Genomic DNA, 14,581 nt, shown 5'->3' on the forward strand with positions numbered 1-14,581 from the left:
CACTCATGAACCGTACGACCAATCTGCTGACCCTCTCCGCGCTGGCCCTGTTCCTGGCAGGCTGTGCCCACGACCCGAACCCCAACCTGGAAAAGGCCCGCGCCGAATACGCCGAGCTGCAGGCCAATCCGCAGGCCCTGAGCCTGGCCGGCGTGGAAACCCGCGAGGCCCAGGAAATGCTCAACCGCGCCAACCAGGCCTACGATGCCGGCCAGAAGACCGTGCAGGTGGACCACCTGGCCTACCAGGCCAGCCGCCGTGTCGACGTGGCCAAGGAAACCATCCTGCAGAAGAACGCCGAGGAAGCGCTCAAGTCCGCGCCGGCCCAGCGCACCCAGGCCCAACTGGATGCCCGCAACCAGCAGGTCGATATCCTGCTCAAGCACCTGCAGGCCAAGCAGACCGAGCGTGGCTCGGTGGTGACCCTGGGCGACGTGCTGTTCGAGATCGACCGCGCGCAGCTCACCAGCGCCGGCATGCGCAACGTGCAGGAACTGGGTAACTACCTGCTGCAGAACCCGGACCGCCAGGTGATGGTGGAAGGCTTCACCGACAGCACCGGCACCCGCGACCACAACCTGCGCCTGTCCCAGGCCCGTGCCGACTCGGTGCGCAGCGCCCTGGTGGCCATGGGCGTCGACCCGCGCCGCATCACCACCCACGGCTTCGGCCAGGACTACCCGGTGGCGAGCAACGACACCCCCGATTCGCGCACGCTGAATCGCCGGGTGGAAGTCACCATCGCCCACGGCCAGGGTCCGGTTGCGCCCCGCGCCAGGCTGTAAATCGGAGCCGTAAAAAAATCCGATGCCGGGCTCCCCGGCATCGGATTTTTGTTGGCTATGACTCTAGGCGCTGCTGTAGGGTGCGCCATGCGCACCAGCAAGCCCGTACATGGCGCCGGTGCGCGCAGCGCACCCTACGGCTGACGATCAGCGCTTGCGGCCAAAGCCCGGGCGCTGGCCGTCGCCCGCTGGCGGACGCTTGCTCGGCGTGGCCGGGCGCGGCTTGCGGGCCGGCCGGTCGGCCAGTTCCACGGCCGGACGCGGAGCGCGCTTCTTGTTCACCTCGGACGGCCGCTCGGCCACCGGCGTGCCACGGCTGCCATGCTCGCCCGACGGCTTGCGCGGAGCGCGCTGCGGGCGATCCTCGCCTCGCGGCGCACGGGCGGGACGCGGCGGCTGGCCAGCGGCCTCGGCGCCCTCATGGGAAGGACGCAGCACACGCTTGGTCCGCTCACCGCGACCCAGCGGCTTGGCCGCCTTGCGCTGCAGGCGATCGAGCTTCTCGCGCGTCTTTTCCTTCATCGCCGGCAGGGCCACCGGCTTGAGACCGACCTCCTCGCTGAGAATGTCCACCTCGCGCTGGCCCATTTCGCGCCAGCGCCCCATCGGCAGATCGGAGGTCATGAACACCGGGCCGAAGCGCACACGCTTGAGGCGGCTGACCACCACGCCCTGGGACTCCCACAGGCGGCGCACCTCACGGTTGCGACCTTCCATCACCACGCAGTGATACCAATGGTTGAAACCTTCGCCGCCGGGCGCTTCCTGGATATCGGTGAACTTGGCCGGGCCGTCTTCCAGCATCACGCCGGCCTTGAGCTGCTCGATCATCTCCTCGGTGACCTCGCCACGCACGCGCACGGCGTATTCGCGGTCCATCTCGTAGGAGGGGTGCATCAGGCGGTTGGCCAGCTCGCCATCGGTGGTGAACAGCAGCAGGCCGGTGGTGTTGATGTCGAGGCGGCCGATGTTGATCCAGCGGCCCTCCTTCGGGCGAGGCAGGCGGTCGAACACGGTCGGCCGGCCTTCCGGATCGTCGCGGGTGCAGATTTCGCCTTCCGGCTTGTTGTAGATCAGCACGCGGCGGGTCACCTGGGCATCTTCGCGCTTGAGCAGCTGGCCGTCGACGCTGATGGCGTCGCGGGCCTCGACCCGGGCGCCCAGGGTCGCCACGGCGCCGTTGACCTTGACCCTGCCGTCGGCGATCCACTGCTCGATGTCGCGGCGCGAGCCGAGGCCGGCGCGGGCCAGGACCTTCTGCAGCTTCTCGCCGCTGGGACGGGGTTCGAATTCGGATTCACTCATCTGGGCACCTCCCGGTGTAACTGAGGATGAAAAAGGCCGCGCATCATACGCGGAACGCCGCGACCGCGCACGGCCGACTGACTATAGACCGCTCAGCGGCTCTTGCGCCGTCCGGTGGCCTCGAAAGCCAGCAGGCGCAGGTCGGCCTCGGCCAGCAGGGCGAAGCGCTCGGCCTTGTCGAGCTTCTTCCAGGCCTTGATCTCGCGCTTGCTGCGGCCGCAGCCGACGCAGATGTCGTCGTCGAACTCGCAGACCTTGATGCAGGGACTCTTGCTCATGGCGCCAACCTGTCGGGAAAAGGCGTCGCCAGCATAGGACGGAACGAAGTCGGGCCAGGATTGAAAGTCTCAATCCGGTCAATGCAGGGAATCGCCGGCATCCAGCGTCTCGCCCTGACCCTCTTCCTGCTCCTCGGTCCGCGGCAGGTCGTCGAAGTCGATCTTCAGGCCCTGTTCCATCTGGTCCAGTTCGACCAGCAGGCTGCGGAAACTGGTTTCCTCGCGCGGCTCGGCCGCCTCCTGCTCTTCCCCCTCGGCATCCACCCTGGCCTGCAGCGCAGCCGGCACCGGCATGTCGTCATCCAGCGCCAGCACAGGCTCAGGTTCCAGTTCGCGCAGGACGGCCAGCGGCGGCAGTTCTTCCAGGCTCTTCAGGTTGAAGTAGTCGAGGAAGGCGCGGGTAGTGGCGAGCATGGCCGGCTTGCCCGGCACGTCGCGGTAGCCGACCACGCGGATCCAGTCGCGCTCCTGCAGGGTCTTGACGATCTGGCTGTTGACCGCCACGCCGCGGATGTCCTCGATCTCGCCGCGGGTGATCGGCTGGCGGTAGGCGATCAGCGCCAGGGTCTCGAGCATCGCGCGGGAATAGCGCTGCGGGCGCTCCTCCCACAGGCGGCCGACCCAGGGGGCGAACTTATCGCGCACCTGCAGGCGGTAGCCGGAGGCCACTTCCTTCAGTTCGAAGGCCCTCCCCTCGCAGGACAGGCGCAGCACGTCCAGCGCCTCGCGGATCTGTGCGGGCTCCGGCCGCTCGCCCTCCTCGAACAGCTCGCCCAGGCGCTCCAGCGACAGCGGCCGGCCCTGGGCCAGCAGCCAGGCTTCCAGCAGGGAAGCGAGTTCCTTGGGGTCGTTCAGGTTCATCTATTCGGCTCGGGCGCGGACGTGGATGGGTGCGAAGGGCTCATTCTGCACCAGTTCCACCAGTTGTTCCTTGATCAGTTCGAGCACCGCCATGAAGGTGACCACCACGCCCAGGCGCCCCTCCTCCACGGCGAAAAGCGCGACGAAAGGCACGAAACCGGCGCCCTTGAGCTTCTCCAGCACCTCGCTCATGCGCTCACGGGTGGACAAGGCTTCACGGGTCACCTGGTGGCTCTCGAACATGTCGGCGCGGCGCAGCACCTCAGCCATGGACAGCAGCACCTCTTCCAGGCTGACGTCCGGCAGCAGCTTGCGCGCCCGTGCCTCGGGGGCGTCGAGGCGCGGCACGTTGATGTCGCGGCCGACCCGCGGCAACTCGTCCAGCCCCTCGGCGGCGGCCTTGTAGCGCTCGTATTCCTGCAGGCGGCGGATCAGCTCGGCGCGCGGGTCGTCTTCCTCTTCCTCGATCTCGGACGAACGCGGCAGGAGCATGCGCGACTTGATCTCGGCCAGCATGGCGGCCATCACCAGGTACTCGGCGGCCAGCTCCAGGCGCACCGACTTCATCAGCTCGACATAGCCCATGTACTGCTTGGTGATCTCGGCCACCGGGATATCGAGGATGTCGATGTTCTGCTTGCGGATCAGGTACAGCAGCAGGTCCAGCGGGCCTTCGAAGGCTTCGAGGAAGACCTCCAGGGCGTCCGGCGGGATGTACAGGTCCAGCGGCAGCTCGGTGACGGCCTGGCCGTAGACGAGGGCGAACGGCAGCTCCTGCTGGGCGTTCGCCTGGCTGTCGACCTGCTCGCTCACGCCTCATCCTTCTGGAACGGCGTCGGATCGCCACAGCCGACGCGGAATACCTCGGGCTCGCCATCGGCCAGGTTGACCACGGTGGAGGCCTCCAGGCCGCCGTAGCCGCCGTCGATCACCAGGTCGACCTGGTGTTCGAGGATCTGGCGCATCTCGTAGGGATCGCTCATCGGCAGCTCTTCGCCCGGCAGGATCAGGCTCACGCTCATCAGCGGCTCGCCGAGCTGCTCGGCCAGGGCCAGGGCGATGGGATGGGCCGGCACCCGCAGGCCGATGGTGCGGCGCTTGGGGTGCAGCAGCATGCGCGGCACCTCGCGGGTGGCGTTGAGGATGAAGGTGTAGGGCCCGGGCGTGTGGGCCTTGAGCATGCGGAAGGCGCCGGTGTCGACCTTGGCGAACAGGCCGATCTGCGACAGGTCGCTGCACACCAGGGTGAAGTTGTGCTTGTCGTCCAGCTGGCGCAGGCGGCGGATGCGCTCCACCGCGCCCTTGTCGCCGATCAGGCAGCCGATGGCGTAGGAGGAATCGGTCGGGTAGACGATCACCCCGCCGCCGCGGAGGATTTCCACCGCCTGCTTGATCAGGCGCGGTTGCGGGTTTTCCGGGTGGACCTGGAAGAACTGGCTCATGAACTCTCCCTGCTCAGGCGGTAACAGCGCGTGCATGATCGAAGCGCTCCCATAGAGGAGACAGGTCTTCCGGCAGCGGACGGTACATGCCGAGCTCCGACCAGTCGCCAGGGGCGTGGAAATCGCTGCCGACGGAGGCCAGCATGCCGAACTCGCGGGCCAGGATGGCCAGGCCGCCGACCTGCTCGGCCGGCTGCAGGCCGTTGACCACCTCCAGCGCGTGGCCGCCGGCGGCGATGAAGTCGGCCACCAGGCGGCGCCGCTTGCTGCGGGTGAAGTCGTACTGCCAGGGGTGCGCCAGGCTGATCCAGGCCCCAGAGTCCGCGAGCGTGCCGACCGTCTGCTCCAGGCTCGGCCAGTGCTGCTTCACGTCGCCCAGCTTGCCCGAGCCCAGCCACTTGCGGAACGCCTCGGCGTGGTCGCGCACATGGCCGGCGCGCACCAGGAATTCGGCGAAGTGCGGCCGCGCCGGCGCGTTGCCGCTGTCGCCCAGGCCCTGCTGCACCTCGCGGGCGCCTTCGAGGGCGCCGGCCATGCCCTTGGCGGCCAGCCGGTGGGAGATTTCCTCGGCGCGCAGCCAGCGGCCCTGGTGCAGGTCCTCGATGGTCCGGCACAGGGCCGGCGCGTCGGCGGCGAAGTCGTAGCCGAGCACATGGATGGTCGCCCCGCCCCAGGTGCAGGACAGCTCGATGCCGTTGATCAGGCGCAGGCCCAGCCCGTCCGCCGTGCGCCGCGCCTCGGCCAGCCCCTCGAGGGTGTCGTGGTCGGTCAGCGCCAGCACCTCGACGCCCCGGGCGTGGGCGCGCTCGACCAGCACGGACGGCGCGAGTACGCCGTCCGAGGCGGTGCTGTGGCAGTGCAGGTCGACCTTCATGCGGCGTCTTTCGTTAATGAGGTTGTTTGTTATTATGCCGCCACATCCCGCTTCTGGCTGCCGCCGTGAAACAATTCATCGATTTCATCCCGCTCATCCTCTTCTTCATCGTCTACAAGCTCGATCCCCGCACCGTCGAACTGGCCGGCCACAGCGTCGAGCTGGGCGGCATCTTCAGCGCCACCGCCGTGCTGATCATCAGCTCCCTGCTGGTCTACGGCACCCTGTTCGTCCTCCAGCGCAAACTGGAGAAGAGCCAGTGGCTGACCCTGCTGGCCTGCCTGGTGTTCGGCAGCCTGACCCTGGCCTTCCACAGCGAGACCTTCCTCAAGTGGAAGGCGCCGGTGGTCAACTGGCTGTTCGCCCTCGGCTTCGCCGGCAGCCACTTCATCGGTGACAAGGTGCTGATCCAGCGCATCATGGGCCACGCCGTGAGCCTGCCGCAGCAGGTCTGGACCCGCCTCAACCTGGCCTGGATCGCCTTCTTCGTCTTCAGCGGCTGCGCCAACCTGTTCGTGGCCTTCACCTTTCATGACATCTGGGTCGACTTCAAAGTTTTCGGCAGCCTCGGCATGACGGTGATTTTCCTGATCGCCCAGGGCATCTACCTGGCCCGCCACATCCACGACGAAACCCCGCAGCAAAGCAAGGACTGACATGCTCTACGCCATCATTGCCAGCGATGCCCCCGAGTCCCTGGAAAAACGCCTGGCCAGCCGTCCGGCCCACCTGGCGCGCCTGGAGCAGCTGAAGGCCGAGGGCCGCCTGGTGCTGGCCGGCCCCCACCCGGCGGTGGACAGCAACGATCCCGGCCCGGCCGGCTTCTCCGGCAGCCTGATCGTTGCCGAGTTCGAATCGCTGGGCGCGGCGCAGAGCTGGGCCGACGCCGACCCCTACCGCGCAGCCGGCGTCTACGCCAGCGTGGTGGTCAAGCCGTTCAAGCGGGTACTGCCCTGATCCAACGAGCCGACGCGGGTCCATTCGCACCTTTCGGAAACCGGAGTTCCCCATGCGCCAAGGCACGTTCTACCTGCTGCTCGTCGTTCTCTGCGCGGCGCCCGCGCTGCATGCCGAAGAATCCCAACTCTCGGCAGCACCCGGGGTTTCCACACCCACCGACGGCGCCGAACAGATCGCCGCGCTGCAACGGGAACTGACGGAGAGCCAGCGCCTGCTCGTGGAAGCCCAGGCCGCCTCCGGCGAGCGCGAGACCGCGCAGATCGGCCGCCTGCGCCAGGACAACCAGCGCCTCAAGCTGCAGCTCAAGCAGGCCCAGGCCGAACAGCCGCCGCGCCTGCTCAGCGAGCAGCAGCTGTGGTTCGCCATCGGCGCCGGCACCGCCCTGATCGCCTTCATCGTCGGCCGCCTGAGCGCCGCCGGACGCGGCCGGCGCCGCAGCGAATGGGCCTGAACGTGAGCGCCGCCATGACCGACCTGCTGCTGATCGACGACGATCGCGAACTCTGCGAGCTGCTGGCCAGCTGGCTGCACCAGGAAGGCTTCGCCGTGCGCGCCAGCCACGACGGCGTCAGCGCCCGCGCGGCGCTGGCCGAGCAGACGCCGGCGGCGGTGATCCTCGACGTGATGCTGCCCGACGGCAGCGGCCTGGAACTGCTCAAGCAGCTGCGCAGCGACCACGCCGACCTGCCGGTGCTGATGCTCTCGGCCCGAGGCGAACCGCTGGACCGCATCCTCGGGCTGGAGCTGGGTGCCGACGACTACCTGGCCAAGCCCTGCGACCCCCGCGAACTGACCGCCCGCCTGCGCGCCGTGCTGCGCCGCAGCCTGCCGGTGGCCACGCCATCGCGACTGGAACTGGGCGACATCAGCTACAGCCCGCAACGCGGGGTGGCCTGCCTCGGCGAGCATGAGATCAGCCTGACCCTGTCCGAAGGCCGCATCCTCGAAGCCCTGCTGCAACAACCCGGCGAGCCGGTGGACAAGCAGACCCTGGCCCGGCTGGCGCTGGGCCGCAAGCTGACCCTGTACGACCGCAGCCTGGACATGCATGTCAGCAACCTGCGCAAGAAGCTCGGCCCGCACCCGGACGGCCGCCCGCGCATCGTGGCCCTGCGCAGCCGCGGCTACTACTACGCCCCCTGAACACCGGCTTTACCCAGCCTTTACCCTCCGCTGACCGCGCCTGACCTTGCCCTCCCTAGACTGAGCTCATCCGGTAATCCACCGGCCCAGAGAAGGAGATACCCATGCGCAAGACTCTTACCGCCCTGCTGCTGGCCGCCAGCCTGCCGGCCATCGCCCTGGCCATGCCCGACGGCGCTCCGGGCAAACACGGCGGCTGTGAAAGAGGCATGCACGGCGAACACCGCGAGCACGGCAAGCGTCCGTTCAAGGACCTCGACCTCAGCGCCGAACAGCGCCAGCAGATCGGCAAGCTGATGCGCGAACAGCGCGATGCGCCGCGCGAGATCACCCGCAAGTACCTGGACAAGCTGCCCAAGGCCGAGCAGGACGCCATGAAGAAGGAGCTGGAGAACAGCCGCCTGGAACATCAGAAGGCCATCCGCGCCATCCTGACGCCCGAGCAGCAGAAGACCTTCGACGCGCACAAGGCCGAGATGGAAAAGCGCCGGGCCGAGCGCCAGGAATTCGAGGCCTGGAAAGCGGAGAAAGCCAAGAAGGCCGAGTAATATCCGACCTGCCCATGGACCCGGCCAACCGCCGGGTTCTTCTTTTATCGAGGCGTCTCCATGCGTTCGATGTTCTGGCGCATCTTCGCCAGCTTCTGGCTGGCCGTCGCCCTGGTGTCGGGCTTGTCCCTGCTGCTCAGCCGGGCCCTGAACCAGGACGCATGGGTACTGGCCCATCACCCCGCGCTGGACAATCTCGCCGAGCGCTGGTCACAGAAATTCGAGGAACAGGGCGCCGAAGCCGCCCAGCGCTTCCTGGAGCAACGCAAGAAGCGCTTCCACATCGATACCCAGGTGCTGGACGACAACGGCCAGAACCTGGTGAGCGGCACCTTCCCGGCCCGCGCCGCCGCCTACGAGGCACGCCAGCGCAACGACAAGCGCCTGCCCTGGCGGCGCCTGACCGAGGAATACATCAGCCCGAACGGCGAGACCTACCTGTTCATCTACCGCATCCCCCATCCCGAACTGATGGAGTGGCATCGCGCCAGCCTGTTCTGGCCATTCAGCGCCTTCGGCATCGCCCTAGTCGTACTGACCGCCATCAGCGTGCTGCTGACGCTCTCCATCACCCGCCCGCTCGGTCGCCTGCGTGGCGCCGTGCATGACCTGGGGCAGACCGCCTACCAGCAGCACAGCCTGGAACGCCTCGCCAAGCGCGGCGACGAGCTCGGCCTGCTGGCCCGTGACTTCAACCGCATGGGCTCGCGCCTGCAGGACCTGATCGGCAGCCAGCGCCAGCTGCTGCGCGACGTTTCCCACGAACTGCGCTCGCCGCTGGCGCGCTTGCGCGTGGCGCTGGCATTGGCGGAACGAGCCGAGCCGTCCCAGCGCGAGCAACTGTGGGGGCGCCTCTCCCAGGAATGCGATCGTCTGGAAGCCCTGATCGGCGAAATCCTCGCCCTGGCGCGCCTGGACGCCGACCCCGGCGCGGCACGGCCGATCGACCTGCGCCAGTTGCTCGACCAGTTGCAGGCCGACACCGCCCTGGCCGCGCCCGAGCAGACGCTGCAGGTCCACATGGACGAGCATCCCTTCGCGCTCTCGGGTTGGCCTGACATGCTCGCCCGCGCCCTGGACAACCTGCTGCGCAACGCCCTGCGCTTCTCTCCGCCGGACCGGCCCATCGAGGTGGACGTCAAACGTCACGAGGGCCAGTTGCTGATCGCCATCCGCGACCACGGCCCTGGCGTCCCCCCGGAGCTGCTGGAGCACCTGGGCGAGCCGTTCTTCCGCGCCCCCAACCAGGCGGCGCCCGGGCATGGCCTGGGGCTGGCCATCGCCCGCCGCGCCGCGGAGCGTCACGATGGACAGCTATTATTGGGCAATCATCCGGACGGTGGTTTCATCGCTACCCTGGCGCTGCCACTGGCGGCCGACCAATAGGACATCCTCATGAGCCCCGACCAGTATCTCGCCCACCTGCGCGCCGTGTACGAGGCATTCGAACTGCCGTTCGAACTCATGCCGCCGGCCTCGGAACAGGAGTTGGCTGCTGTCCAGCAAGAACTCGGCCCCGTGGAGCCGGACCTCGCCGCGCTCTGGCGCATGACCCGGGGCAGCAGTGCGGACTGCCCGCAGCCTTTGTTCCAGCGCCCGGGCTTCATCGACTCGCTGGATTTCCTCACCCCGCCACAGGCCCTCGACCAGGCACGCAGCATGCAGGCGCGCGCCCAGCGCATGTGGGACCTGGCAGGCCCGGCCAGCACAGACGAACGCCTGACGGGCCACTGGTGGGAGCGGGGCTGGCTGCCGTTCGCGAGCTTCTACGGCGACATCGTGCTGCTGGTCGACAACCATCCCGGCCCTAGGGGGCAGGCGGGACAGGTGATCGCCTATGTCCACGACCCCGACAAGATGAGCTGGATCGCGCCGAGCTTCGCCGAATACCTGCGGGCGGCGGCGGCCAGCATCGATGAAGACCGCGAGGAGTTCCTGCTCGCCCCTCTGGACGAGCTTTGAGCGTCTGCCGCTCGCGCGGTCGGTTCAGCCCTGCCAGGCGCTGACGAAATCGCCGGGCTCCAGGGCCGGCGGGACACGCCTCGCGCCCTCGAAGCTGCCGAGGTAAAGGAAGCCGACGATCTTCTCGTTGGCGGCCAGCCCCAGGCCGCGCAGCACATGAGGATGGTGGGCCAGGTCGCCGGTGCGCCAGATGCCGCCGAAGCCCAGCGCCTGGGCCGCCAGCAACAGGCTGTGGACGGCGCAGCCGGCGGATAGCACCTGCTCTTCCTGCGGCACCTTGGGGTGCTCGCTGAGGCGTGCGATCACCACCACCACCAGCGGCGCGCGCAGGGGCATGGCGCGTGCCTTGTCCAGCGCCTCGGGCCGGGTCGCCGGGTCGGCGGCCAGCGCCTCCGCGTACAGCTCACCGAGCCGCACCCGCGCCTCGCCTTCCACGGTCAGGAAACGCCAGGGGCGCAATTGTCCGTGGTCGGGCGCGCGCAGGGCGGCGCGGAACATCAGCTCGCGCTGGGCTGCATCGGGCGCAGGTGCCAGCAGGCGGCCGACGGAAACGCGGTTGAGCAGCAGATCGAGGGCTTGCATGGCCTTCTCCCGGTAGGAACAGGCCGCCATTCTAGGGTCTGTTGACGCTTAGAGTCTGTTCAAAATCTCGCGAGCTAGCGCTATGCAAGGCAAAAACAGGCGAGGAAGCGGAGTTTACTGGTGTAAATGAGCATTCCGAGCCTGTTTTTAACGCAGCAGAGCCGACGCACAGCAGATTTTGAATAGGCTCTTAGAAGCGACCGCGACGGCTGGCGAAGTGTCAGGCCACCTGTTCGGGCATCAGCGGCGGGGTCAGGGGCGGCAGCCCGTAGGCCGCCCGCGCGGCATCGCAGTGGGCGTTGTGCTGGCCATCCTGCCAACTGGCGGTGAATTCCCGACAGGTGCTGGAGCGCTTCTCGTAGAGACTGCAGCGCGTGCCGCAGCCCACGTCGCCGAGCAGCCCGACGCAACGCGCCGGCTTGGCGGTGGTGCCGAGCATGGCCACATGGTGCGGGCCGACCTGTTCGACCAGTTCGTCCGGCACGCTGCCGCCGGCGGAGCGGCACTCGCCCCAGAAGAAAGACACACGGAAATGCGCGCAGCAGGCGCCGCAAGTGAGGCAGGGGTTGTTTTCGGACATGATGGGGAGGGCACGAAGAAACCGGACATGGCCGGCGATCGGGTGTCTATTCTATGAATCCGCCGATCGCTGTGAAGCCCCCCAGGAATGGATTTACAGAGCCTGACGCCAAGGTAGAATGGCGCGCCCATGCGCAACCGGCACCCGCCCCACCCCGCGCGCCCTCGCCTGCTCTAGAATCGACGGTACCGCAGCGCGGAAAGGAACCCGATGTCTCTGCCCACCCTACGCATCCTCGCTTTCATCAACGGCATCTTCCTGGTCACCCTGGCCGTCAGCATGCTGGTTCCCGTGGCCACGCTGCTGGTGTTCAAGCAGCCCCAGAGCATCGACGCCTTCCTCTGGTCCAGCCTGATCACCTTCGTCGCCGGCATCTCGATGGTCGCCCAGGGCCGCCCGCAGCACGGCCAGCTGCGCCCCCGCGACATGTACATGCTGACCGTCTCCAGCTGGGTGCTGGTGTCGGTCTTCGCCACCCTGCCCTTCATCTTCACCCAGCACGCCAGCTTCACGGACGCGTATTTCGAGAGCATGTCCGGCATCACCGCGACCGGCGCCACCATCTTCATCGGCCTCGACGACATGTCGCCGGGCATCCTGATCTGGCGCTCGATGCTGCACTGGCTCGGCGGCATCGGCTTCATCGCGATGGCCGTGGCGATCCTGCCGATGCTGCGCATCGGCGGCATGCGCCTGTTCCAGACCGAGTCCTCGGACCGTTCGGACAAGGTCATGCCGCGCTCGCACATGGTCGCCAAGTACATGGTGGTGGCCTACGTCGGCCTCAGCGCGCTGGCCGTGCTGGGCTTCTGGCTGGCCGGGATGAACCTGTTCGACGCCGTCAACCACGCGATGTCCGCCATCTCCACCGGCGGCTTCTCCACCTCGGACGCCTCCCTGGCCAAGTGGCAGCAGCCAGCCGTGCACTGGGTGGCGGTGGTGGTGATGATCTGCGGCAGCCTGCCGTTCGTGCTCTACGTCTCGGCGCTGCGCGGCAACGTCCGGGCGCTGATCCGTGACGAACAGGTGCGCGGCTTCATCTTCGTCCTGCTCGGCAGCTGGGTGGCGCTGGCCACCTGGTACACCCTGACCACCCAGCTGCACTGGCTGGAGGCCCTGCGCCACGTGGCGGTGAACACCACGTCGATCATGACCACCACGGGCTTCGCCCTCGGCGACTACAGCCTGTGGGGTGGCTTCTCGACCATGCTGTTCTTCTACCTCGGTTTCATCGGCGGCTGCTCCGGCTCCACCGCCGGCGGCCTCAAGGTGTTCCGTTTCCAGGTCGCCTTCATCCTGCTCAAGGCCAACCTGATGCAGCTGGTCCACCCGCGCGCGGTGATCAAGCAGCAGTACAACCGCCACCGCCTCGACGAGGACATCGTCCGCTCGATCCTGGCCTTCTCCTTTTTCTTCACCATCACCATCGCCGCCCTGGCCCTGGCCCTCAGCCTGTGCGGGCTGGACTGGATCACCGCGCTGTCCGGCGCGGCCAGCACGGTGTCGGGCGTGGGCCCCGGCATGGGCCCGGTGATCGGCCCGGCCGGCACCTACGCCAGCCTGCCGGACACGGCCAAGTGGCTGCTCAGCGCCGGGATGCTGCTGGGCAGGCTGGAGATCCTCACGGTGCTGGTGTTGCTCTTCCCCGCCTTCTGGCGCCACTGATGCGAAGCGCGGCAAAGCTACTGCGCGATCCGCTGGCGTCGTTGCGTCCTCGCTCAGGGCTCGCCTAGCAGACGCTATGTCTCGCCCTTCGCTGCGGGGCGCCTAGCCAGCGAATCTGCTCGCTACGCTTTGCCCCGCTTTGCACACCGAACCGAGCCTCTTTGCCAACCCTCACAAGCGCGCCCTGTATTCTCCGGGGGTGGCGTCGAACCAGCGGCGGAAGGCGCGGAAGAAGTTGCTGGGGTCGGCGAAGCCGAGCAGGTAGGCGATTTCCAGCAGGGTGAGGTTGGGCTGGGCCAGGTACTGCTCGGCCAGTTCGCGGCGGGTGTCGTCGAGCAGTTGCTGGTAGCTGGTGCCTTCCTCCTGCAGACGGCGCTGCAGGGTGCGCTCGGACAGCAGCAGCGCCTGGGCCACCGCCTCGCGCTTGGGCTCGCCCTGGGGCAGCAGGCGGCACAGCACCTGGCGCACCTGGTGGGTCACGCGGCTCTCGGAGAAGCGCGCCAGGTATTCGCCGGCGAAACGGTCGTGCAGTTGCGCCAGCGCCTCGTTGGCGGACGGCAGCGGCGCGTCCAGGTCGGCGCGGTCGAACAGCAGGCCGTAGTGCTCGGCGTTGAAGCGCAGCGGCGTCTGGAACACCTCGCGGTACAGCTCCAGGCGCTCCGGCGGCGGTCCCTGGAAGCTGACCTGGCGCGGGGTCATCGGCTTGCCGGTCAGCCAGCGGCAGAAGGTCAGGGTATGGGCCAGCGAGGCCTCGCAGCTCTGCCTGGCGGCAGGCAGGCGGTCACCGTGGATCGCCAGGGTCAGCTCGTAGCCATCCGGGCGCACGTGGAAGCTCAGGTCGGAGCCCTCGGCAATGATTCGCTGGTAGCGCACCAGGCGATTGAAGCCTTCCCGCAGGTTGCGGCTGGACATCAACGCGTAGCCCACCACGTGGAAGGCGGTCGGACGCACCGACAGGCGCGCCATGTTCAGGCCGATGGCCGGGTTGCCCGAGACATCCACCGCCAGGTGCCACAGGCGGGTCATGTCGTCCTGCGGGAAGCGCGCCTCCGGGTCATCCAGCGCGGCGTAGTCCAGCCCCAGCCGGGCGAACAGCGCACGGCAATCGAGACCCTCCAGTTCCAGCGCCTGGACGATGCTGGAGGCCCAGCTGGAAGAAGTAGTACGTTCGCTCATCGGTGGTTCTGTTCTTATATGGCTAAGCACGCTTTGGCGCCATGAGGATACTAAACTGGCCCTGTATGTCACTGGCCGCGGAAGACAGCCTGGTTAGACTGTTGTCCAACAATGACAGGAGGTATGCCATGAGCGCTGAAACCACCGCCCGCTTCAACAGCTTCGCCGAGTTCTATCCCTACTACCTGCAGGAACACAGCAACGACGTGTGCCGCCGCCTGCATTATGTCGGCAGCCTTCTGGTGCTGGGCATCCTCGCCTACGCCGTGGTCACCCAGCAATGGCTCTGGCTGCTGGCCATGCCGCTGGCCGGCTATGGCTTCGCCTGGGTCGGCCACTTCGTCTTCGAGAAGAACAAGCCGGCCACCTTCAAGTACCCGCTGTACAGCCTCATGGGCGACTGGGTGATGCTCAAGGACG

General features: G+C 67.7%; 19 protein-coding genes. 10 read left to right on the top strand and 9 right to left on the bottom strand.

What is annotated here, in order from left to right:
• Window positions 1-5: 5 nt before the first annotated feature.
• A complete protein-coding gene (locus N7640_RS16100) occupies window positions 6-785 on the top strand; it encodes an OmpA family protein (RefSeq protein ID WP_220813643.1) in 780 nt (259 codons plus the stop codon).
• Window positions 786-932: 147 nt separating this feature from the next.
• Here N7640_RS16100 and rluB read toward each other — a convergent pair whose 3' ends face one another.
• The 6 genes from rluB to N7640_RS16130 all read right to left on the bottom strand — a co-directional run bounded on the left by rluB (window position 933) and on the right by N7640_RS16130 (window position 5,545).
• Window positions 933-2,090 carry a 23S rRNA pseudouridine(2605) synthase RluB gene (rluB, locus tag N7640_RS16105; protein ID WP_279905603.1) on the bottom strand — a complete coding sequence of 386 codons (1,158 nt, stop codon included), beginning with the start codon at window positions 2,088-2,090 and terminating at the stop codon, window positions 933-935.
• 92 nt (window positions 2,091-2,182) lie between these two features.
• Entirely contained in the window at window positions 2,183-2,368 is a 186-nt protein-coding gene (locus tag N7640_RS16110; protein ID WP_220812824.1) for a DUF1289 domain-containing protein, read from the bottom strand.
• A gap of 78 nt (window positions 2,369-2,446) precedes the next feature.
• Complete coding sequence (gene scpB / locus N7640_RS16115) at window positions 2,447-3,229, bottom strand: SMC-Scp complex subunit ScpB (protein WP_279905605.1); 783 nt, start codon at window positions 3,227-3,229, stop codon at window positions 2,447-2,449.
• Window positions 3,230-3,928: a ScpA family protein gene (locus N7640_RS16120; RefSeq protein ID WP_279905622.1), complete on the bottom strand. Its 699-nt coding sequence runs from the start codon at window positions 3,926-3,928 to the stop codon at window positions 3,230-3,232.
• 110 nt (window positions 3,929-4,038) lie between these two features.
• Window positions 4,039-4,671 carry an L-threonylcarbamoyladenylate synthase gene (locus N7640_RS16125; protein WP_220812822.1) on the bottom strand — a complete coding sequence of 211 codons (633 nt, stop codon included), beginning with the start codon at window positions 4,669-4,671 and terminating at the stop codon, window positions 4,039-4,041.
• Between the two features lie 13 nt (window positions 4,672-4,684).
• Window positions 4,685-5,545, bottom strand: a complete 861-nt coding sequence (locus N7640_RS16130; RefSeq protein ID WP_279905607.1) for a PHP domain-containing protein — start codon at window positions 5,543-5,545, stop codon at window positions 4,685-4,687.
• Between the two features lie 65 nt (window positions 5,546-5,610).
• Between N7640_RS16130 and N7640_RS16135 the strand changes: the two genes are divergently transcribed.
• From N7640_RS16135 to N7640_RS16165, 7 genes are all read left to right on the top strand, one after another.
• The gene (locus N7640_RS16135; protein WP_279905609.1) at window positions 5,611-6,201 is read left to right on the top strand and encodes a septation protein A; all 591 of its coding nucleotides are present in this window, start codon (window positions 5,611-5,613) and stop codon (window positions 6,199-6,201) included.
• Between the two features lies 1 nt (window position 6,202).
• Window positions 6,203-6,502, top strand: a complete 300-nt coding sequence (locus tag N7640_RS16140) for a YciI family protein (RefSeq protein WP_220812819.1) — start codon at window positions 6,203-6,205, stop codon at window positions 6,500-6,502.
• 52 nt (window positions 6,503-6,554) lie between these two features.
• Window positions 6,555-6,956 carry a translation initiation factor 2 gene (locus tag N7640_RS16145; protein WP_279905612.1) on the top strand — a complete coding sequence of 134 codons (402 nt, stop codon included), beginning with the start codon at window positions 6,555-6,557 and terminating at the stop codon, window positions 6,954-6,956.
• Between the two features lie 14 nt (window positions 6,957-6,970).
• Window positions 6,971-7,648, top strand: a complete 678-nt coding sequence (locus N7640_RS16150) for a response regulator transcription factor (protein WP_279905624.1) — start codon at window positions 6,971-6,973, stop codon at window positions 7,646-7,648.
• Between the two features lie 104 nt (window positions 7,649-7,752).
• Entirely contained in the window at window positions 7,753-8,196 is a 444-nt protein-coding gene (locus tag N7640_RS16155; RefSeq protein WP_279905613.1) for a Spy/CpxP family protein refolding chaperone, read from the top strand.
• A gap of 60 nt (window positions 8,197-8,256) precedes the next feature.
• Window positions 8,257-9,582: a HAMP domain-containing sensor histidine kinase gene (locus N7640_RS16160; protein WP_279905614.1), complete on the top strand. Its 1,326-nt coding sequence runs from the start codon at window positions 8,257-8,259 to the stop codon at window positions 9,580-9,582.
• A 9-nt stretch (window positions 9,583-9,591) separates the two neighbouring features.
• Window positions 9,592-10,158 carry an SMI1/KNR4 family protein gene (locus tag N7640_RS16165; protein WP_279905615.1) on the top strand — a complete coding sequence of 189 codons (567 nt, stop codon included), beginning with the start codon at window positions 9,592-9,594 and terminating at the stop codon, window positions 10,156-10,158.
• 24 nt (window positions 10,159-10,182) lie between these two features.
• On the opposite strand, the gene N7640_RS16170 is transcribed toward N7640_RS16165, so the two are convergent.
• Complete coding sequence (locus tag N7640_RS16170) at window positions 10,183-10,740, bottom strand: NAD(P)H nitroreductase (RefSeq protein ID WP_279905617.1); 558 nt, start codon at window positions 10,738-10,740, stop codon at window positions 10,183-10,185.
• A 220-nt stretch (window positions 10,741-10,960) separates the two neighbouring features.
• Window positions 10,961-11,320, bottom strand: coding sequence for a YkgJ family cysteine cluster protein (locus tag N7640_RS16175; RefSeq protein WP_220812813.1), 360 nt, complete (start codon window positions 11,318-11,320; stop codon window positions 10,961-10,963).
• Window positions 11,321-11,530: 210 nt separating this feature from the next.
• Between N7640_RS16175 and N7640_RS16180 the strand changes: the two genes are divergently transcribed.
• The gene (locus tag N7640_RS16180) at window positions 11,531-12,985 is read left to right on the top strand and encodes a TrkH family potassium uptake protein (protein ID WP_220812812.1); all 1,455 of its coding nucleotides are present in this window, start codon (window positions 11,531-11,533) and stop codon (window positions 12,983-12,985) included.
• 171 nt (window positions 12,986-13,156) lie between these two features.
• Here N7640_RS16180 and N7640_RS16185 read toward each other — a convergent pair whose 3' ends face one another.
• Window positions 13,157-14,161, bottom strand: a complete 1,005-nt coding sequence (locus tag N7640_RS16185; RefSeq protein WP_279905618.1) for an AraC family transcriptional regulator — start codon at window positions 14,159-14,161, stop codon at window positions 13,157-13,159.
• Between the two features lie 128 nt (window positions 14,162-14,289).
• Here N7640_RS16185 and N7640_RS16190 point away from each other — a divergent pair.
• The coding region (locus N7640_RS16190; RefSeq protein ID WP_279906211.1) for an Mpo1-like protein at window positions 14,290-14,581 on the top strand (292 nt) is incomplete at its 3' end.

Source organism: Pseudomonas sp. GD04015 (assembly GCF_029837675.1).
Lineage (GTDB): Bacteria > Pseudomonadota > Gammaproteobacteria > Pseudomonadales > Pseudomonadaceae > Aquipseudomonas > Aquipseudomonas paralcaligenes.